This is a genomic window from Arthrobacter sp. FB24 (assembly GCF_000196235.1).
Classification (GTDB): Bacteria; Actinomycetota; Actinomycetes; order Actinomycetales; family Micrococcaceae; genus Arthrobacter.
This window is the reverse complement of the sequence record NC_008541.1, coordinates 2,164,211-2,184,360: the sequence shown is the minus strand read 5'-3', so window position 1 is coordinate 2,184,360 and position 20,150 is coordinate 2,164,211. Positions and strand designations below refer to the sequence as shown.

The following is a 20,150-nucleotide window of genomic DNA, read 5'->3' as shown; positions in this document are numbered from 1 at the left end:
AGGGGTGAGAGTGTGGAAAAGAAGCCGTTAGCATCACCCGCGGTGGTTCCCCGCGTCAATGTACTTGCATTTCCGGCACCGACTACGGGCTTGTATCTCCTTTTCATTGCCGCGCTCCTTGCCGTTGGACTGTTCGTGGGGTCCTGGATGCACAACGTGGTCCTCGGGAAAGAGTGGATTCAGGCGCTCAAAGGCTGCCTTCCCTTGGAAGTTGATCAGCAGCGGGGCTGCACGGCACCCGCGGAGTTCAGACGTGGTTTGTGGTCACTGGCGGGTGCACTTTTGGTGGCCGGGCTCGCTGTCGTGGTGCTATTCGCCGTCCCCTCTGTGATCAGGCGCCGCCGTTTACTCAAGCCGCCGATGGCAAAGCATGAGGCGGTGGTTAAGCGCTTTGCTGAGTTGGCTTCGCAGGCAGGTTTGCTCCGGATGCCCAAACTGTACATCGGACCTGCCAGGATGGGCGATGCCTTCTCGTTCGGGAGACCGGGTTCGCCCGCTGTAGCGCTTCCACCAAAGATCGTGGGCTTATTGGTGCGGCCAGGGCCGGCGGATGGCGTGCTGCTCCACGAGTTCGCGCACATCCGGCACCGGGACGTAGAACTGGCCTGGATGGCACGTAGCGCTTGGTATGTGGCGCTCCTTGTCCTTTTGTTCCCTATAGTGGGGGCTTTGTGGGAGGGCCCTTCCATTCTCCCCTTCTATCTTTGGCGCGCGGCTTTGCTTGCCGTTGTCGTGGAGATCGTGACGGCCGCTTTGCTAAGGGCACGTGAGCATGACGCGGACCTTCGAGCTACTGCTGAGCTGCCATCGTTTGAGGCAGTAAGGTCCGGTTTGGGCCTGCTGGGCGCGGGCATTCCCCGCAATTGGCTTCGGCGCTTGCGAATGCGCCATCCGACGCGGAGCGAACGGCTCGATGTCCTTGAGTCACCGCATCTGGCGGCCGGCAGCAGCCTTCTCCAAGCCCTCTCCGCAGGATTCCTAGCCGGAGTTCTGGGTCCACTCGTGGTCAGCACAGCGACGCCACTGCTGGCTGGAACAGACATCACTCTCGGCGGAATCTGGACATCAGCGGCCGTGACGGGTTCACTCCTGGGATTGACCGTCGGTCTCGACGTCTGGAGATCACAATTCGTTGATACCTTGGCTCGTGGAACCGATGGGCCCGGTTTGCAGAGGCTGCACGGAGTCTTTACGACGGCAGTGGGTGTGTCAATGGGATTGGCCCTTGGACAACTCGTCTCGTTGGCAGGGATCGGTCAGGACGTCTCCGCCGCGTTCGACCCCATGACGTTGATCGCCCCCATAGTTGTCGGTCTTGGAACAGTCTTTATCTGCGCAGCCTTCGGAGCTGTGTGCCTGCCCTTAGCGCATCTTGTGACACGACCTTGGCACTTCTGGTTACCTGCCGTAGTGCTGAACATCGCTATCTTTCTAGTGGCAACCTGGATGGGAGACAGCCTGGACCTAGCGTTGACGGGCTTCGGGTATTCGGGGGCCTACCTATGGACACAGTATGGCTACGACGAATGGCCAGGAATTGCTTTGGCAGTGTTGCTGACTGTCGTTGCATTGCTCGCCTCGCTCATGGAACCCACGTCACGTCGGCGCGGAACCAGGGATTGGATGTACTTCCCGGGCCATACATCCGGATCAACACATTCGAGGCCCGCGCTTTCAGCGACCGGCAGTACGCTCCGTTTTCCGCTGTTTTTGGGCTTCGCGGCAGGCCTTGCGGGGAGCATTTTCCTGGTCTCGCAACTGCTGCTCATCAGTCCTATCAATTCAAATGGCGCTGCTGCCCAGGCTAATTACATTTGGGTATGGACGACCGTGGTCTGTTGGATAGCCTCGGGGGCAATTCTCTGCTTAATCAACCCCGTCACTGGTCCAGCGCAAGTATTCATCGCCGGGCCATTGAGCTTGGGCCTATGTGCCCTCGGCGTGGCTGTTTTCTGGTTCGCAAGCACAGACTCGGCCCCGTTGGACGTTCTTTTGTCCATCTGGTCTCCCGCCATGGCGCGTGGTCTTGCGGTCTCAATAATGCTTGTCGGCTTGGTAGTCCCTATTCGTTACGCCATCCGAGTGGCAGCCCACCCCCGGTATCGCAAAGGGCCGCGGAGGGTTCGTTGAATCCACGGACTCGGGGCCGAGGCATGCTCAACACCACCGACTGCTCCAGCGCTTGAATATCCGCCACTCCCCCGCAAAAATCGACAATCCAGCTCAGTCCGGCACCAGCACGACCCGATCCGAAGCCCAAGGTGTGCACATCGTGCACATCTCCTTTTTTGCCCACTTCGGCGACCCCAACCGGGCAGCCTCCTGGCCTGGGCCGGGAGCTGCTGCGCTAGCTCTTGCTGATCCGCATCAGTCGCCATGGGATCCATGGCGTCGCTCATGATCGGTCTCCCCCCCCCCCCCCCCCCCCCCCCCCCCCCGCCAGGCTCCTACCGGCGTGTCGGGCCAAGTGTGAATCGACCGTTATCCAGACAGTCCCGATGTGCGCCACTCTCAGCAATCGATCCCGGCCCGGGATCGAGGAGGTCAATGCTCCAGGAGGCACCGGGGGTCCTCGCCGCTCAGTGCTGCCTGGAGGAGGCGGGTGAGGTTCTCGGTCGTGACGGGGCGGGGGTTCGATGCCGGTACGGTCGGCTGGACGACGGCGGCGGCTTCGGCGGCCCCGTCCGCGGTCAAACCGTAGTCAGACAGAGCTTTGGGTGCGTCAAGACGATTGCGCAGTTCCTGTAGTCCGGTCAGTGCGTCGGCTGTGCCGAACGCTGCGGCGATGCGAGCTTCGGAGTCGGAAGCATAGGGGGCGTTGAACGCGAGAACGTAAGGAAGTACGGTGGCGTGGACCTGGGCATGGGGGAGGTTGAAAGCGCCGCCCAGGACATGGCAGATTTTGTGGTGCAACCCGGAGCCGGCGGACGCGAACGCGACGGCGGAGAGGTAGGCGCCATACAGGGCCTGCTCGCGCCCCTCGGTACCTGCGGGGTCTTCGGCGATGAGGGGCAGGCCGTGGCTGAGGGCGCGGATGCCTTCGGCGCCGAGCGCTGCGTTGATGGGGTCTGCGCCGGGGGCCCACATGGAGTCGATGCAGTGTGCAATGCCGTTCAGTCCGGAGGCAACGGACATGGCCACCGGCAGGGCTAGCGTCAGTGCCGCGTCGTAGATGACGGTGACGGGCAGGACGGCATCGTCCACTCCGGTGGTTTTTCGAGATGCTTCGGTTAGGCCCCACACGTTGGTGGCTTCCGAGCCCGCATAGGTGGTGGGCACGGCAATGATCGGCAGGCGCAAGGTCATCGCGATCGCCTTAGCGAGTCCCGTCGTCGAACCCCCGCCCACACAGACAAGCAGGTCGATGCCGTGCTCACCCGCGGCGGCGCGGGCCTTCCGTGCGGTTTCTATGGGCACGTGCATCGCCACGTCGTGGTGCCACAGCGCCACCTCGACGTCGGCAGCTATTCTGTATGCCGTTTCCCTCGCGCGGTTCGAGGTGATCACCATCACGCGCCGCGCACCTAGGCGGGCCACTTCGGAGGCGAGGCTCGGAGCGGCCGTGCCGGTGCCGAAGAGGACACGCTGGCCCAGAGTCACATGCTCAAAAGCCAGACCCATAGTCAGTCCTTCCGGTTCACGATTGCGGCTTCGGGCGCCGTGCAGTCGGCGGCTCAGGTGCTGGCGGCCGCTTCGTTGAAAGACATTTCCTGATATCATCCGGCCACGCCGAGCGGATGAGCACGAACTCTTCATGCGGCCAACGATGTCTCTTGCCGCGTGAGCGGCGCTCCCAACGTGGACTCGGAGCGCCGCTCATCCGGAATTGATCTAGCTGCGCTTGAGGAAGAGGCTGACGTCGTCGTTGCTGATCAGGTCGGGCACGGTCCAGCCGTCCAGGTCGTATTCGGCGAGGCACTGGTCAGCGAAGCCCTTCATGTAGTCCGTGGTGCCCTGGGCCTGCGCGGCGAAGAGGATCTCGGCCTTCACATTCTCGTGGTTGCCGGAGTAGTTCCGCTCGTAGAGTTCATGCCGGCCGCCAAACTCGGTGCCGATGGAGTCCCAGAGCAGCTTCATCAACTTGACCCGATCCACGGCCTCTACGCCGTCAGAGCCGCGGATGTACTTGTCCAGGTAGGGCCGGATTTCCGGGGTCTTGAAGTCCAGGGCTGAGGAGTTCAGGTAGATCAGGCCGGATGCGACGTCTTGTTCGATGATTTCCTTGATCCGCGGGTAGCCGATGGCCATGAACATCCGGTAGGACAGTCCGTAGTCGAGCTTGGGCAGCACGGTGCCGTTGGGGCCCTGGTCGGGGTTCAGGGTCATGCCGTCGATCAACGCATGGAACATGTTGCGCCAGCCCAGGACCTCGCCCACCCGGGTCTGGACGCCGCGGAAGTCCTGCGTTCCGGCGACTTCCAGGGCCTTCATCAGCAGCCCGGCGATGAAGTCGAGCTTGGTGGCGAGACGGATCACACCCTGGAAGGTGAAGCGGTTGATGAAGCCGGTCTGCGGGAAGAAGTTGTTGATCTTCTCCACGTCCCCGTAGGCGAAGACGTTCTCCCACGGGATTAGGACCTTGTCGAAGATGAAGACAGAGTCGTTCTCGTCCATCCGGCTCGACAGCGGGTAGTCGAACGGGGTGCCCATCACAGCGGCCTGGTGGGCGTAGGAGGCCCGGCTGATCAGCTTCACACCCGGGGCGTCCATCGGCACGGTGCAGATCAGTGCGAATTCCTTGCGCTTGATCGGCAGGCCGTAGTGCGCGATGAAATTGTAGTTGGTGATCGCGGACCCGGTGGCAACGACCTTTGCACCGGAGACGATCAGGCCCGAGCCGGTTTCCTTCTCGACCTTCATGAACACATCGCCGACCTGGTCCGCCGGGAGGTGCCGGTCCACCGGCGGGTTGATGATCGCATGGTTCCAGTACAGGACCTTCTCCTGAGATTCCTTGTACCAGCGCTTGGCGTTCTCCTGGAACGGATCGTAGAAGTCCGTGTTGCCGCCCAAGGTGCCCAGGAACGCGGCCTTGTAATCCGGTGAGCGGCCCAGCCATCCGTAGCTCATGCGGGACCAGGTCTCGATCGCTAAGCGGTCCTTCTTCAGATCCTCGACGCTGTGCGGGGTGCGGAAGAAGGACATCGTCTTGCCACCGGAGCCGGTGTCCGTGGGCACCATCAGCTTGTCCTGCATCTCGGGCTTGTGCATTGCGTCGTACAGCCGGGCGGCCATCCTGATCGAGTTCCGGAACGCCGGGTGGGTAGTCACGTCCTTGACACGCTCACCGTAAATCCAGACCTCGCGGTCATCCTGTAAAGACTTAATGTACTCATCCCCGGTCATCGGCATCTTCGGATTCGCCGGCGTTGTTCTCTCACTCATCGACGGCGTGGAGGACGCCGAGGAATCGGTAGCGGGAACTGACTGGTCAACAATTTCGGTCATGATCGTCCCTTTCAGGGGGAGGGGTCTCTGAGCGGTGAGGAAATTCAGGCGTTCTTGGTGTGGTGCGGGTTAGCGTGTGGAGCCGTGGAGCGGCTTGAAGGAGCTGGAGCCGGCGAACCAGCCCGATTCCGGGGCGTCGCCGGAGTGGTCCCAAGGGGCCCCCTCAACGAGCCGGCCGATCTGGCGGAATTTGCCGCCGAAGAACAGGAGCGGTTCCCGCTTGGTGATTTCCATGCCGATGACCTCGCCCACGACGATGATGTGGTCGCCGCCGTCGTAGACGTTCCACGGCCGGCATTCGAGCGTGGCGGCATTCCGGGTTAGCACCGGGACGTTTCCGTCCAGGGTCCATTCCGGCTCCTCGTCGAGGACCTTGCCGGCGAAATGCAGGGCAACATCCATCTGTTCGAGGGACAGGATGTTGATGGCGAAGGCGGCACCTTCGAGGTAGCGGGCGGCCCGCGAGGTCCGGGTCAGGGTGACCTGGGCGAGCGGCGGATCCAGGGAGACGGCGGTGAAGGCATTGACCGTGGCGCCGTGCGGGACGCCGCCGTCGGACCGACATGTCACCACCGTGACGCCGGTGGCAAACGTGCCAAAGACGTGCCGCAGTTCGCGTGTGTCAATGGCCCCCATGACTTCCTGAGTCATCGACTCCTCCTTTCTGCTGTTGGCCGCTACCGTGGCGGCGGCCTGATTTTGGGCGAGCGGCATTATGGCGGGTGAGGGTGATGTACGGGTTGGGCCCGGGGTCGGAAGTGTTCCGCCCCCGGGCCCGGGACTGGAGCTTTAGTCCTGGGGGTCGAGAACGAAGTTGTAGGTGACTTCGCGACCCTTGCCGTCGGCGCGCTCTGTCGGGGCGAGGACGAGTTCGGGCTTCACGGCCGAGGCGATGTCGTCGGCGACGTGCTCGTCGCCTTCGAAGTAAAGCTGGGTGGTGATGAGCTGGTGCTCCGGCGCTGAAACCTTCAAGTGAAGGTGCGCAGGCCGCCAGGCGTGCCAGCCGGCCGCGGCGATAAGGGCACCGCAGGCGCCGTCGGTGGGGATCTGGTACGGCGCCGGCTGCATGGTGTTGATCTGGAAGTTGCCCTGGGAATCGGCAACGATGGAGCCGCGGAGGTTCCATTCCGGCAGCCCGGGGGCGAACTGGGAGTAGAAGCCAAGGTCATCGGCGTGCCACAGTTCGATCAGCGCCCCGGCGAGCGGCTCACCAGCGACATTCGTGACCTGGCCCTGGAACAGCAGCGGGGTGCCGGGTTCGTCGTCGCGCATCGGCAGGGTGACCGGGGTCTTCTGCGAGGGGGCGTTAGGGATGTAGTACGGTCCCTCGATGGTGCCCTTGGAACCGTGCCGGTTGGCGTTGGCGACCTCCTCGACTGAGTGTTCCACCCAGACGTCCAAAAACAGCGGCCATTCGCCGTCCTCGCCGACCTGGATAAGCCAGGCCTTGAAAGCGTTGTACTCGTCATAGGTGACTTTCTCATCCAGGACGGTGTCGTTGATCGCCTTGATGATGCGGCCGGCCAGCGAGCTGACACGTTCCTGGCTCGTGCCGGCGCCGATGTGCTTGTTTTCCCGGAAGCGGGCGGTGGCCCCCGCGCCGGAGGATGCGGCGGTGGCTTGGATTTCCGTTGTCATGGTGACTCCCTTGTCAAAGAATGGTGGCTCCGGAACCTTGGTCATAAACGGTTCGAGGGGTTCCGGTATGTCGCGTCTGCTGCTTAGTGCTGCACATCACATCCGGTGTTGTTTCCACGATATTGCCCTTATTGAGCGAGGGGAAATACCTATTTCCGGATCATTGAAAGCTCTTCGATATGAATGCGATGCATGCTAATTGATATAAATGCGGGGCGTGCTATTCGATGGCGGACGGGTGCTTGGCCAGCGGCGTAACCTTGATGTCCATGTACGGGAAGAGGGGCAGTCCGGACAGCAGCGTGTGCAACTCATCGTTGTCCGCGACGTCGAACACCGAGTAGTTGGAGTACTCGCCCACGACCCGCCACAAGTGCGGCCAGCGGCCGTTGTGCTGGAGCTCCTGGGAGTACTCCCGTTCCTCCGCCTTGATTGCGTCGACGTTTTCTTTGGGCATGTCCGGCGGAATATTGACGTCCATGCGGACCAGGTAAAGCATGAGGTGTTCCTTTCGGTGTGGGGTTTCTGGGGGCGGATACGGCCGGGCACGCCTAGTCCTGACGGTACTTCTGCAGCTTGTCGGCGTCGATGGCTGCCCCGACGCCGGGGGCCTTGCGGACCCGGATGGCCCCGTCGGTAATTTCGAGCGGCTCCGCAAGCAGGTCATCCGTCATGTCCAGGTAGTTGGAGAGCTCCCCGGCCCGCCGGGAGCTGGCCTCGAAGGCCGCGCCGAAGGTGACCGTGGCGAGACTGCCGACCTGTGTGTCGATCTGGTTGCCCATCGTGACGTCCACGCCAAGGCCCTCGCAGAGGCCGAGGATCTGCTGGGCCTCGGTGAAACCGCTGCGCGCTGTCTTAATGCAGATCGCGTTGCTTCCGCCGGAGAGCAGTTCCCGGGAAACGTCCCCGAGGTTGGGGACGCTTTCGTCGCCCACGATCGGGATGCTCGAGTGCTGGACCAGCCGGCGCCGTCCCATCGCCTCGGCGGCATCGCACGGCTCCTCCAGCATTGACAATCCCAGGCCTTCGGTCCGGCGGAGCACCTCCATGGCCTCGTTCGCCGTCCACCCGCGGTTGGCATCGAGGTAGATCTCGGTGTCCGCACCGAGGCCTTCCCGCAGCACGTGGCAGGCCTCGACGTCCAGGGAGAGCGGCCGCCGGCCAACCTTGAGCTTGAAGGTGTCGATGCCGTACGTTTCACGGAACCGCAGCGCTTCCTCGAGGAGCTCTGCGGCGGCCTTGAAGCCCAGCATGTGCGAGACCCGCATGCTGTCGCTGAAGCCACCCAGGAGCTTGTGCACCGGGGTGCCCAGCGAAATCCCGATGACATCCCAGAGTGCGATGTCCAGGGCCCCCTTGGCCGTGGGGTTATTGACCGTGCGCCCGAGCAACTGCTGGACTTTGGAGCGGTCCATCGGGTCCATCCCGATGAGCTGCGGGGCAAAGACCTTGGTCACCACCGACACGATCGAATCCTGGGTTTCGCCGTATGTATAGGGCCGCGGAGGAGTGTCTGCCACTCCGCAGATACCCGCATCCGTGTGGATCCGGACCAGCACATGTTCCGCGGTGCTCACCTCTCCGCTGGCGAACTTCAGCGGCCGCGAGTACGGGATGGCATAGGGGATGGCCTCGATGCGTGTGATCTTCACGGGGTCTGTCCTTTGGAGGTTGCCGACTTACCTGGGGGCTGCTTGGCGGGGAGGGAATCGAAGAGATCGAGGAAGGCGCGCAACAGCGGCGTTTCCTTGTCGCTGTTCCAGGCCACCGCCAGGTCCATCGGCGGGGGGTTCCGGAGCGGCCGGAAAGCAACGCCCTGATAGGAAAACATCCGAGATGTCATGGGAACGAGTGCTATGCCCATACCGGAGGCCACGAGCGAGAGCAGTGTGGAGGTCTCCTTTGCCTCCTGAACGACCCGGGGCTGGAATCCGGCCTTGCGGCAGGCATCAACAAAGATGCTGCTGACCGCGGAATAGCCGGGATATCCGATGAAGCCCTCCTCGGACAGGGCGGCCAGCTCCAGCGTTCCCTTCTCTGCCAGCGGCGAGTCTGCGGGCAAGGCCGCCACCAGCTGGTCCTGTTCCAGCAGCTTCAGGGCGATGGCCCCCGAATGAACAGGTGGGCGGAGGACGGCAGCATCGAGCCTGCCCTCCTCCAACGCAGCTTCCATCTGCGGCGTCAGCATTTCGCCTTGGACCGTGATGCGGAGCCCAGGCAGGGTGCGGCGCGCGGCCTGGACGATGATGGGCATTAGCCGGTACGTGGCCGTGCCGGTGAACCCTACCCGGAGCACGCCCGTGGCACCTTCGCCAACCTGCTGCACATCGGATTCCAGGACTTGCAGTTCCTGAAGCAGCACCCGCCCCCGATCCAGCAGTACCTGACCTGCCGGCGTCAGCTCCACCTTCCTGGTAGTCCGGACCATCAGCGGGGTGCCCAACTGTTCCTCCAGCTGCCGGATCTGTTGGGACAAAGGCGGTTGCGCCATATGGAGTCTGGCGGCGGCCCTGCCGAAATGCCGTTCTTCTGCGACGGCTATGAAGTACTTGAGATGTCGCGTCTCCATTGAGGCCTCTCAGTAGGTCTGCTGGCTCAATGCCATGCAGAAATAAGCGTAAAAGCGCGTATTCGTAAATAGAAATACATATTTATCCGTGACTAAGAGCCTTTAGGTCCGAATAATGCCGATATTCACCGGAGTGAAATGTTGCTGCGCGCTCAGCGACTAAGACCGGCGGGTGCGAGAACGGCTTCGGCTTCCTCGGCGAGATCGCAGTCTTCAAGGCCGACGCTCAAGATCTCGGCGAGCACTGCGGTAAGGGCAGCTACGGGATCCTGAACCATAGTGTGGGCGCGCCAGCCGATGTGCTTGTCCGGGCGAACGAGAATGACACCGTCCTCCTGGACTTCCCGCTGGCGGAGCCAGTCCCCGTAGAGGTCCTGGACCTCCCGGCCTTCGCCAATGACCACGGCTTTGAGCTCAATCCCCAGCCGAGCGGCCACATTGACCGCGGCGTCTGCCCAAGCCTGACCCGTGATTCCGGTGAAGATGGTGAAACCGGTGCCTTTGGCGATGTCGTGAGTCGAGTACTTGGACGTTGCGTTTCCAAGCCAGGCATGCGGCAACCGGAGGCCCGGGAACGTGGACTTCTGGTGATGCAGCAGCTCGTCCTCGGTCCGTGCAGGCCGCTCACCGCCGTCGGTCACGACAGCCGTTGACTCGTAGTACTGACCGATCTCGGTACCCTGTGCATTGAACTCATAGTCCTTCGCGTCGAGTGCGGCGCGCAGTGCCGTCCGGCGCGCGGCGCCCTCGGGCGAGTTTTCCTTGCGAAGCTGGAGCTTCTCGGTGAATTCCGGGTCCGTGGTGGCATCCGTGACCCCCAGGGCGTCAAAGATCGGCTTGTAGTCGCGGCTGGACTGGTTGGCGCGGGTGACAATCTGCTTGGCCACGGGGGCGCGCTCGGTGGAGTAGGTTTCCAGCAGTTCGGGACCGGCCTGGCCCCTAATTACGGCGGCCAGCTTCCAGGCCAGGTTGTAGGAATCCTGAATGGAGGTGTTGGAGCCAAGTCCGTGGCTCGGCGGGTGCTTGTGGATGGCATCTCCGGCGCAGAAAACGCGGCCCTTCTGCAGGTGGGTGGCCCACTGTTCGTTGTTGCCCCACAGCGAATAGCCCAGGATTTCGACGTCGAGGTCCGCGACGCCCACCAGGTTACGGATGATCCGGATTGCTTCGGCATTGTCCAGGACCGGGGGCTCACCGTTGATGTCGAAGCCCCAGCAGATCAACCACTCATTCCACGGGCGGACCATGCGGATCAGGCCGGCGCCGAGACCGCCGATGTTTGAGCCCGGGTTGAACACCCAGTACAGGATTGACGGGCGGTGCTTCACGAGGTGGGTCAGGTCCGCCTTGAACGTGATGTTCATAGAGCCATCAATGTCCATCAGGCCCTCCATGGGGAGCTCGATGTCGGCGGCCACCTTGGAGCGCGCACCATCAGCGCCAATGAGGTACTTCGCCCGGATGGTGTATTCGTGTCCGGTGAGGCGGTTCAGCACCTGGACACTTACGCCGTCGCCATCCTGCGTATGGGATAGGTATTCAGTGGAAAACTGGACCTGCGTGCCACGCATCGCCGCGTTCTTGACCATGATCGGTTCCAGCAGAGTCTGCGGAATATCGCACGGCATGGAAGGCGACGCGAGTTCATAGTCGGCCCGCCGATCAGGACGCGTGCCCCAGGTAGGGCGGCGGCCGATCTCCTCGCCGGCGAGGGATTCACAATAGACCGTGTCACCCATGAGTTCGTGCGGCGTGGCCTCGGCCAGGACCTGCTCCTCGATGCCGGCGTCGCGCAGGACTTCCATGGTGCGCTGGTTGGTGATGTGGGCACGGGGCGTGTTCGCGGTCCAGCGATACTTGGTGATCATGATGTTCGGGATGCCCTGGTTGGAGAGGAACAGGGACGCCGAGCTGCCTGCTGGGCCGGAGCCCACAATCAGCACGTCCGTAATGACGATGCCGGTACCTTCCGGGCGGGCAGTGGCGGTGATTCCGTCATTGAAAATTGGCATGACAACCTCCGTTGGTTGTGGTTGGACACTGTGGCCGGCGCTGGCTTTGCGGTGGTGATGCTGCTGGACCGGGCCTTCCCAAGAAGTGTCACAGGTCACTATCGGCCGTGGACCTGGTCGGCGCTGATGCGTCCGGCCGGTGCTAAAACGCGTCGCCGCAGTACTAAAACGACCCGTTCCCTCTGCGGCTACTCAAGCGGAATGCCTGCCCTGGCTGCCTTGCGCGTCTGCAATGGCGTGGCGCTGAACCGCTCTTTGAAGGTACGTGCGAAATAGTTCTGCGACAAAAAGCCGACCCTCGCAGCGATCTCGCCGATGCTCAAGCCATCCGCGGCGGGCGAAGCGAGAAGCTCCTGGCCGCGATCCAGCCGCAGCCCCAGGACATACCGCCCGGGCGTGAGGCCCGCGGCTGCGAAGGCCCGCCCTAGCTGCCGCTCACTGATGCCGACGGCGGCAGCCACCTCCGCCGTCGAAAGTTCAGGATCGCCGTGGTGCCGTTCGATGTATCCCTTGGCAGCTGCCAGATAGCCGGCATCGCTGCCGGCGTTGCCCCCTGAAGCGATTGAGCGGAATAGTTCAAGGACGGTATTCTCGGCGTCATCCGTCGGCTGCTGGGCCGCCAGCGCTGTCCGGATCCGCCGCGCGAGCTCTTGTGCCTGAGGGACCCCGCCGGGGCCGAAATCGAACCGCACTGGTCGGTTGAGGCCAGTCCCCCCGGACAGCTCCAGGAAAAGCGGCCGGGGAACGGTAAGGACAAGCTCTTGGAGCCCTTCCGCGAAGCCGCGCATGAACGGCAGGTCTGCGTCGTACATGATGGCTTGGCCCGGTTTCAACAACTCGTGGCCGCTGCGGTGGTAAAAGAATGCATCGCCGGCTAGGGCGAAGAAGATCGCCACCATTTCGGTGGGGTTCTGCCGGATGAACGATTCCGAACGCTCCACGATCTGGGCCGTACCGCGCACGTGGGCAAGACGCAGGTACGGAAATTGGAGATTCACTTCAGCCGCGTGCAGCGGGGACTCGTCGAGGGTCCGGATATCGAGCGAAATCAGGGCCTTGGCGTTGTGGCCCTCCCACAGCTGGACGCGGTTGACGGGCGCGATGCCATGCGTGGTGAAGCGAAAGGCGCGAGGCAGGGCGGGCAGATCATTCTGCTGACTGGCCATAATCCGTCAATTCTAGTCCGTCCCAGCCGATCGCTTCTGGACGGGCGGGGAAATGCCGTTGCCTTGGCGACAGTGGCACGCCTAGGTGAGGCCGCGGACGTCAGCCCCTGACCAGGTGAGCATGGGAAGCCTGCAGGGCACAGACCGCGGTGCCCCGGAGCAGACCCCAGGGAGTGACGCATCGGAAATCCGCGTCCAGGACCCTTGTGACCGCCAAGTCGCTGGTCACAACACTGAATCATAGGAGGACAGGCTTGCCGCAAAGTTCAGGCGACGTGAACCCCACGAGTGCCCGTACGCTGGGCGTGCTCGCTGAACCGGAGGTCACCGCGGAGTTTGCCGAGCGCAACGGTCGCGAAGTGGGCCATCTTCTCAACCTTGCCGATGAGCGCCACGATTGGTCAGTAGTGATCGAGTACCAGGATCTTACGGCTGGCAGTGTGTTGGCGCCGATGCTGGAGTCCATTGCGAAGCACCGAATCCTCCGTGCATGGGATGTCTTGGTCTGCCTAACCGATCTTCCCATTCGTTTCGATGGCCGTACCGTGGTCGCGGAAGTTGCGATGTCTTGTTGGCGCTGACCCTGCAACATCCCGTGACTAATTCGGACTTTGTGGAGGTTGCCTGGATGACGACATCGGCGGCGCTCATCGGTGGCGCGTTGGGCTCGGGATTCGAGACAAAGGACGACATTCTTCGGGCGGCCTATGGCCAACGGGAACGTCATCGTCGCCTGTCGGTCGACGAAGGCGAATAATCCGGCCTTGCCAGAGGCCTTTGCGGGGCAAAATCGTCGCCCGGATACCCGGAGGCAGCTATGCTCGATTCGTCCCGAAGAGTCACTATCCGGCAGGACAAAACCTACACGGGCCCCGCCTGTGCGCCGCGACCATTGCCCCATAAAGACACTGTCATCGAAAACCGTACGGCTCCTACCGCTGCGCTCACACTATTGCACAGGCCCTTCCAGGCTCGGATACTCCCCCGGCGGTCCATCCGTCTGCCTGGTCGACGCCGCTATCCCGCAGTGTCATTGACCAGTGGACTCCACAACCACGGGACCGGCCTAATATGGAGCCCGGGCAATCCCGAAGGGATAGGTCTTTTCTACTACCCGGCGCCCGGGCAGGGATCCCACCGTTCCACGTCCGGTTCCAAGGCCCAGGCTGCCCGATGTAACAAATTCGAGAGTCGGCCACGGAGGCGGCTGACTCGTCTACGCTTTCTCATGGCGCCTCCGGGTTCGATTACGGGGGCCCCGGGCAACGCACTGAGGGCTTCGGTATTGATAGCGCCGACGAGCGGGTAGGCCAGCTGGGAATAATCCATTGTCTTCTTCTTGTCTCGCCAGGCGGCCGCGACCGACAACGACCACAGCCGACCCGTAACTAAGTCTGCTTTTCATGTTGTGAATCGTTCAGCTCAGAAACAGCCGAGGCACAAGAGTTGGCCGGGGTGCGCGAAACGCGCTCCCCGGCCAACTTCCCTACTTATGCCCTGTAGCCCGAGGGCGGTGTGAGCACGCCGCGCTCGATGAGTTTCTCGATATTAGCGGCCCGCGTTGCGTCTTCCCGGGCGAGCCATCCCTCGCTCGGCGGCGCGTCGAGGTACTGGTTCTTCGGATAAATCGGGTTGTCATAGATGACCCGGTACTGCTCGGTGCGCAGGTCCTTGAACTGGTTGTACAGGCCGTTGGCGACCCTGGCCCGGCGGAGCGCTTCGATGTCGATTGTGGTGCAGACGAACGAGTCGCCCGAGGTCCAGCCCTGCTGCTTGGTGAGGATCTGCCCGCGTGGACCGACGATCATGGACTGGCCGCCGAACAGGTCCTGCATGCTCCCGTCGTCGCGGACTTCGGGCCCCAGGTTCGGAGCGACGATGTACGCCGAGTTGAACATGGCGTGTGCCCGGTTCTGCAGTTCCCACATGCCGTTTTGGACGGCCGGCTCGATCAGGGTGCCCCGGATAATGATCTCGGCGCCGTTCATCGCGAGCCCACGCGGCACCTCGGGGTAGACACCCTCGTGGCAGATGGCGTACCCGATGTTGCCGATCTCGGTCTTAGCCACAGGGAAGATGGCGTCCATTGCGTTGCCATTTCCCTTCTTTTCGATCCACTCGTCCCACACGTCGTGCGGGTTCATGTTGCCGAGCATGCCTCCTTCGTAGGCATCACTGGTGGCCTTGTAGCGCTTGTAGATGATCTCGCCCTGCGGATCGATGATGAAGGCGACATTGAAGTGGCGGTCCGGGAAGTCCTCGTCCTTGACCATGTACAGCTCGGCAGCGATGTAGGTATTGAGCTCCACGGCCTTCTTCGCCAGCTCGTCCGTCTCCGGACCAGGGATCGTCACGGCAAAGTGGGCCTCCTTCTTACGGTTCCCAGGCGTGTTGGCCATCATGCCCTGGATCGCCATCTCGGGCAGGACTACCAGCTTGACCGGAGAACCTTCCCAGGCGCCGACCATGACCGCCGTGTCGATGAATTCGTTGATGCGCTTGACGTTGGCGACGCCGTCGCCGGGATTCTTCACATTGATTGTCCGCGGCGAAACCGCAACGACGACAAATGGATCGACCATTGTTTTCTCTCTTTTCTCTTCTTTGAGTACCTGAGTTAGCGCTAACTCACGATATTCCGGTTAGGTGGGAAATTGCAAGACCTTTGGGTTCATAGCTTTTCAAGAAGCGGCTAGGGCCCTCTTCAGTTCCCAGTCAAGGAGTTCAGCCCCGAGTAGGACTGTAGGTAGTCAGCGGAGTGGTTTAGCGCTGACTTGGGGGTGGCGCTGTGGTGTCGCGGAGTACCAAACGAGGTTCCAACAGAGGGATATCTCCCTCAGCCTCGTCTTTTATCATGGCCAAAATGCGACCCACAGCAATGTGGCCGATGGCTTCGAAATCGAGCCTTACGGTCGTTAGTGCCGGACGAAAGAAGGGCGCTTCTTTGACGTCGTCAAATCCCACGACGCTGACATCTCCCGGGACGTCGCGCCCGGCCTCGTCCAGTGCCTTGATCACTCCCAGCGCGAAAGGATCATTGGCGGCGAAGACTGCTGTGACGTCCTCCCTTGCGGCGAGCTCACGGCCGACGCGATATCCCTCGGCGGCTGACCAGTCGGTCGTTGCGATCGGCGTCGGAACGAAACGTCCAGACGCCCCCAGTTCCGCTGCCCATCCCTGGACCCGGGCGGATGTTGCCATCCAACCAGGCGGGCCTTGAACGTGCCACACGGTTTTGTGTCCGAGGTCCAGCAGGTGGCGCACCACCATCCGGGCACCTCGCACTTCGTCAACGGAAACGCTAGTCGGGCTCGGATGCGATCCTTGCTGGAACGTCACTACGGGGACACCGATGTCGATACCCGCGAGCACCGCGATCGCTTCCAGCAGGGGTGCGAGCACGATCACGCCGTCAACCGTGTCCGAATTGATGGATTCGAAGGCAGCCCGGATATCGCGGCGTTCGAGACTGGCCAGAGTGACTAAACGCGTCGCGTAGCCATGTTTCCGGGCTTCCTCGGAGATACCGTACAGGGCTACCGTAGGTCCCAGGACAGACAGTTCGAAGCTGACAACACCGATCGTCATGGTCCGGTTGCTGGCGAGAGCCGCGGCCGCGGGATTTCGACGGTACCGCAGTTGGGCGATTGCGTGTTCGACGCGTTCACGGATGTCCGGATCGACATTGGTCGCTCCCCTGACAACCCGCGACACCGTCTGCTGGGACACCCCGGCGAGCCGGGCAACGTCGGACATCCGGGGAGCCTTTGACCTGGAGGCCAGCCGCTCCCCGCGCCCATTGGAGTTTCGGGCGTTTGAGGGAGCGGGGGTCGTGGACACATCTACATTATCCCCGGATACCCCCGGGCAGCCACGGAACGTGGCTCCGGTCGGCGCGCCAACTGTCACGGGCGCCGGTACCGCAGGACCTCAGGATGCTGGTCGTATGGCCACTCGGCCCCCTCCACCATGTACTTGCGGGTGGTGTAGGTGCCGTCCATGGTGGAGGCCAGCGACGGAGGTCCATCGAAGCCGATGACACCCCAACCGACGCGGTTCTCGTTCCCTCCGTACACCGGGTCGCCGTAAAACCCCTGACGGGTGTTAAGCACCAGAAGCGGGAAGAACTCCAGAAAGTCCTCGTTGACCGGTTGGTTTCCTGCCGGCGCGCCCCCAAGGCCAACCTCGGAGTGCTCCAGTGAAAAAGCGTTGGGCTTGGCCAAGCCCGACAGCGTCTCGAGCACCGCGTCCTGGTCCGCTTCCGTCAGTTCGATGAACTCGGCGTCTGCACGCTCTTTCGCCAGCCGGTCCAACTCCACAACGCCCTCGCGGTAAAACTCCCGGCGCTGCTTGATTCGCTCCTGCCATGCGGCCTCCTCGAGGCCCTCCATCCGGAGGAACCCGTTGCCGTCCGCTGCCGGAAAGATGAACTGCGTTCCCGCGAGCATCCGGTCAATGAAGCGGACCACCCTGGCCTCGCGCGCACCCGGGTGGTGGTCGGCGGGGATAATCCGGGCCGACGCCGCTTCGATCGTGTTCCACTCGTGCTCGGTAAAGAAGACCGGCCCGTCCACGTCCCGTGTTGAGATGGGTACCGTAGCCCATTCCGCCTGTCCCATATGGCATCTGTCCTTTCGTGTCCTGTATGAAGTGCGAATCAGTTGTCGGACCAGCCGTGGCGGTCCACCTGGAGGATATGGTCAGAGCACCTCCAGGCGTTGGCCATGATCGTCAGGGCCGGGTTGATGCCGGTCGCCGTCGGGAAGAAGCTCGCGTCGAAAACGTAGAGGTTTGGTACTTCATGCGAGCGGCACCAGCGGTCCACGACGGACGTCGCCGGATCATTGCCCATCCGGGCGGTGCCCAGTTCATGCGAGGTGTTGCCCGTGATCCGTTCCATATTGACCGGAATGACCTTCTTCGCCCCGGCAGCCTCGAGGATTTCCCCGTTCTTGGCAACCTGCCAGCGTTCCTGGGCAAAGTCGTTGGAGTGGGGCGTGTGGGTAATTCGGGCCACCGGAAGACCCCATGCGTCTTTGACGTTCGGGTCAAGGTCGACACGGTTGTCCTCCACCGGCAGGTCGTGCAGGAGGACACCGATTTTCATGCTGTGGTTGAAAAAATCGCGGTCGGCGTCCTTGGCCGCCTGGCCCCACGTAGGCCGGCCGGGGAAGCTCCAGTTCACCGGGTGGCCGATCATTGACGGGAAAATCAGTGATCCCAGGATGTGGCCCCGGCTCTCGTCCGTCTCGTAGAAGTCGAACGAACACAGGCTCATGTAGTGGCCCGCCCACCCGTAAAGCGGGTCGCTGACCTCGCGGTCGAACAAGCCGACCGAGAATGAGTACTGATGGAAGGTGGCGTTCTTACCCACCATGCCGCTGCCGTTGCCGAGTCCGTCCGGGAAGAGCCCTGACTTCGACATGAGCAGCAGGCGTGGGGTTTCGATGCCGCCGCCACAGACGATCACGGCTTTCGCGTGCTGGACGAACTCGTCGCCGTCCTCGTCCTGGTAACGGACACCGGTGGCGCGGCCGTCCTTGCCTACGAGTATCTCGCTCACGTAGGAATCGGAGCGGAGGTCGTAGCGCCCGGTCGCAACCGCGTCCGGAATGAAGCTGATCAGCGTGGATGACTTGCCTGTTCCCGGGTCCGGGTACTGCTGCCAGAAGCCGTTCTCACTGAATGGCTGACGTCCCCGATAGGGTTCGGTGACCATGCCCTGCGGCATGGGGAACGTGCCATGCCCGAGCTTTGACATCGCGGTGGCGAAGGTCCGTCCAACCTGGCTCAGCGGTGATGGCTTGGTGGGGTAGCCGCGGCTGCGCCACGCTTCCCACTTGTTCGCTCCGGCAAGGCCCGACGTGCCGAACTCCCACTCAACGCGTGTGTAGTACGGCTCCAGTTCGTCATAGGAGATGGGCCAGTCAACCAGGCTTGCGCCCGGAACATCGCCGTGCAGGCTGCGCAGCTTGAAATCGCTCTCCGCCATACGCGGAACCATGCCACCCCAGTGGGTGGTGCCGCCGCCGACGACCTGCGGCGTGGCGGAAAAGTTGGTGATTTCCGCCTCTACCTTGTCGTTTGGGCGGTAGGTCCGCGGTTTGATCTTCGGGTCCTGCCAGATGAAATTCCGGTTGAGGAACTTGAGTTCGTCCCCCGAGGCGTGCTCGGGCTTTAGCCAGGGCCCACGCTCGAGGCCTACCACCTTCAGGCCGGCCTCCGACAGCACCTTTGCCGCGGTTGCCCCGCCGGCGCCCGCACCGACGATGACGACATCTACCGGCTCTGGCTGCTTCTTCCTGGTCATTGCTTCGTTTCCTTTCGTAAATTCCTGCTACCCGCCCCGGTAGTTAGACCGTCACGGCTTCGATGCCGTTGCGTCCCTCGCGTGCAAGGGGCAGGAGCTGGTCCCAGAGTTCCTGGGGGATGTCGTGGTTGAGCAGGCTGAGGGTCTCCTCGACCCGGCCCGGCTGGGACATTCCGACGATGGTCGACGCCACGCGCTCATCACGGACCGAGAATTGCAGGGCAGCTGCTGCCAGCGGGACGCCGTGCTGCCCGCACAGTTCTTCCATGCGCAGGACCCTGTCGATCGTCGTCTGGTCCACGGGCGCGTAGCAGTACCGCGGGACGGCCCTCGGTCCCTTGACGAGCATCCCGCCGCCGAACGGGGCGGCGTTGACGAAGGCGACTCCGCGGCGGGCCGCGTCTTCCAGGAGCGGCTCGGCGGTCTGTTCAACGAGGGTGTAGCGGTTGTGACTAATGACGGCGTCGAATGCGTCCGTGGCCAGGTACTGCAGCTCCAGGTCGATCGGGCCCCCGGCTACGCCCAGGTGCTGGATAACACCCTGGTCCCGGAGATCGATGAGGGCTTCCAGCGGTCCGCCCTTGGCCACCCCCTCCTCGAAGGAGATCTTCTCGGGGTCGTGCAGGTAGACGAGCTGGAGTTTATCGAGGCCGAGGCGTTCGAGGCTCTCCTCGATTGAACGGCGGACACGGTCCCCGGAGAAGTCGGCGCTGCCGGGAAGCGGGTCGACCTTCGTGGCGACGACGTAACCCTCGGGGATGCCGCCGCGCTCGGCGATCGCCCGGCCAATCCGCTCTTCACTTGCACCCCCGCCGTACTCATTCGACGTATCAATGAAGGTAAAGGGCCCGTCGAAGACACGCTGAATAGTAGCGACGGCGGTGTCTTCATCGACCTCGTAACCGTATTGGGCGGGAAAGCTGCCGAGCGCACTGGTACCGACACAGATATCGGAGACGGTCAGGCTGGTGCGGCCAAAGGGGCGAATGGACATGGTTCCTGCTTTC

At 62.7% G+C, this 20,150-nt stretch carries 17 protein-coding genes; 3 read left to right on the top strand and 14 right to left on the bottom strand.

Annotated elements, in window-relative coordinates; translation table 11 throughout:
• The first annotated feature begins 12 nt into the window (after positions 1 to 12).
• Entirely contained in the window at positions 13 to 2,130 is a 2,118-nt protein-coding gene (locus tag ARTH_RS09805) for a M56 family metallopeptidase (RefSeq protein ID WP_156810663.1), read from the top strand.
• Between the two features lie 414 nt (positions 2,131 to 2,544).
• On the opposite strand, the gene ARTH_RS09800 is transcribed toward ARTH_RS09805, so the two are convergent.
• From ARTH_RS09800 to ARTH_RS09760, 9 genes are all read right to left on the bottom strand, one after another.
• The gene (locus ARTH_RS09800) at positions 2,545 to 3,621 is read right to left on the bottom strand and encodes a maleylacetate reductase (protein ID WP_011691784.1); all 1,077 of its coding nucleotides are present in this window, start codon (positions 3,619 to 3,621) and stop codon (positions 2,545 to 2,547) included.
• Positions 3,622 to 3,831: 210 nt separating this feature from the next.
• Entirely contained in the window at positions 3,832 to 5,448 is a 1,617-nt protein-coding gene (locus tag ARTH_RS09795) for a 4-hydroxyphenylacetate 3-hydroxylase family protein (RefSeq protein WP_011691783.1), read from the bottom strand.
• Between the two features lie 69 nt (positions 5,449 to 5,517).
• The gene (locus ARTH_RS09790; protein ID WP_011691782.1) at positions 5,518 to 6,099 is read right to left on the bottom strand and encodes a flavin reductase family protein; all 582 of its coding nucleotides are present in this window, start codon (positions 6,097 to 6,099) and stop codon (positions 5,518 to 5,520) included.
• A gap of 138 nt (positions 6,100 to 6,237) precedes the next feature.
• A complete protein-coding gene (gene catA, locus ARTH_RS09785) occupies positions 6,238 to 7,086 on the bottom strand; it encodes a catechol 1,2-dioxygenase (protein WP_043430643.1) in 849 nt (282 codons plus the stop codon).
• Positions 7,087 to 7,306: 220 nt separating this feature from the next.
• A complete protein-coding gene (gene catC, locus ARTH_RS09780) occupies positions 7,307 to 7,585 on the bottom strand; it encodes a muconolactone Delta-isomerase (RefSeq protein WP_011691780.1) in 279 nt (92 codons plus the stop codon).
• Between the two features lie 52 nt (positions 7,586 to 7,637).
• Positions 7,638 to 8,738 (bottom strand): mandelate racemase/muconate lactonizing enzyme family protein, encoded by a 1,101-nt coding sequence (locus tag ARTH_RS09775; RefSeq protein WP_011691779.1) that lies wholly within the window; start codon positions 8,736 to 8,738, stop codon positions 7,638 to 7,640.
• Positions 8,735 to 9,655 carry a LysR substrate-binding domain-containing protein gene (locus tag ARTH_RS09770; RefSeq protein ID WP_011691778.1) on the bottom strand — a complete coding sequence of 307 codons (921 nt, stop codon included), beginning with the start codon at positions 9,653 to 9,655 and terminating at the stop codon, positions 8,735 to 8,737. Before ARTH_RS09770 ends, ARTH_RS09775 begins: the two co-directional genes overlap by 4 nt.
• A gap of 152 nt (positions 9,656 to 9,807) precedes the next feature.
• Positions 9,808 to 11,667, bottom strand: a complete 1,860-nt coding sequence (locus ARTH_RS09765; RefSeq protein WP_011691777.1) for an FAD-dependent oxidoreductase — start codon at positions 11,665 to 11,667, stop codon at positions 9,808 to 9,810.
• A gap of 188 nt (positions 11,668 to 11,855) precedes the next feature.
• Positions 11,856 to 12,833 carry an AraC family transcriptional regulator gene (locus ARTH_RS09760; protein WP_011691776.1) on the bottom strand — a complete coding sequence of 326 codons (978 nt, stop codon included), beginning with the start codon at positions 12,831 to 12,833 and terminating at the stop codon, positions 11,856 to 11,858.
• A gap of 206 nt (positions 12,834 to 13,039) precedes the next feature.
• Here ARTH_RS09760 and ARTH_RS24250 point away from each other — a divergent pair, with 206 nt between their 5' ends.
• Together ARTH_RS24250 and ARTH_RS24245 are read left to right on the top strand one after the other, a co-directional pair.
• Positions 13,040 to 13,414, top strand: coding sequence for a hypothetical protein (locus ARTH_RS24250; RefSeq protein ID WP_232223618.1), 375 nt, complete (start codon positions 13,040 to 13,042; stop codon positions 13,412 to 13,414).
• Positions 13,405 to 13,590, top strand: coding sequence for a hypothetical protein (locus ARTH_RS24245; protein WP_232223617.1), 186 nt, complete (start codon positions 13,405 to 13,407; stop codon positions 13,588 to 13,590). Before ARTH_RS24250 ends, ARTH_RS24245 begins: the two co-directional genes overlap by 10 nt.
• A 733-nt stretch (positions 13,591 to 14,323) precedes the next feature.
• Here ARTH_RS24245 and ARTH_RS09745 read toward each other — a convergent pair.
• From ARTH_RS09745 to ARTH_RS09725, 5 genes are all read right to left on the bottom strand, one after another.
• Positions 14,324 to 15,415, bottom strand: coding sequence for a nitrilase-related carbon-nitrogen hydrolase (locus tag ARTH_RS09745; RefSeq protein WP_011691774.1), 1,092 nt, complete (start codon positions 15,413 to 15,415; stop codon positions 14,324 to 14,326).
• Between the two features lie 181 nt (positions 15,416 to 15,596).
• Positions 15,597 to 16,589, bottom strand: coding sequence for a LacI family DNA-binding transcriptional regulator (locus tag ARTH_RS09740; protein WP_043429710.1), 993 nt, complete (start codon positions 16,587 to 16,589; stop codon positions 15,597 to 15,599).
• A gap of 149 nt (positions 16,590 to 16,738) precedes the next feature.
• A complete protein-coding gene (locus ARTH_RS09735) occupies positions 16,739 to 17,452 on the bottom strand; it encodes a gluconate 2-dehydrogenase subunit 3 family protein (protein WP_011691772.1) in 714 nt (237 codons plus the stop codon).
• A gap of 38 nt (positions 17,453 to 17,490) precedes the next feature.
• The gene (locus ARTH_RS09730; protein WP_011691771.1) at positions 17,491 to 19,143 is read right to left on the bottom strand and encodes a GMC family oxidoreductase; all 1,653 of its coding nucleotides are present in this window, start codon (positions 19,141 to 19,143) and stop codon (positions 17,491 to 17,493) included.
• A 43-nt stretch (positions 19,144 to 19,186) separates the two neighbouring features.
• The gene (locus ARTH_RS09725) at positions 19,187 to 20,137 is read right to left on the bottom strand and encodes an aldo/keto reductase (protein ID WP_011691770.1); all 951 of its coding nucleotides are present in this window, start codon (positions 20,135 to 20,137) and stop codon (positions 19,187 to 19,189) included.
• Between the last annotated feature and the right edge of the window lie 13 nt (positions 20,138 to 20,150).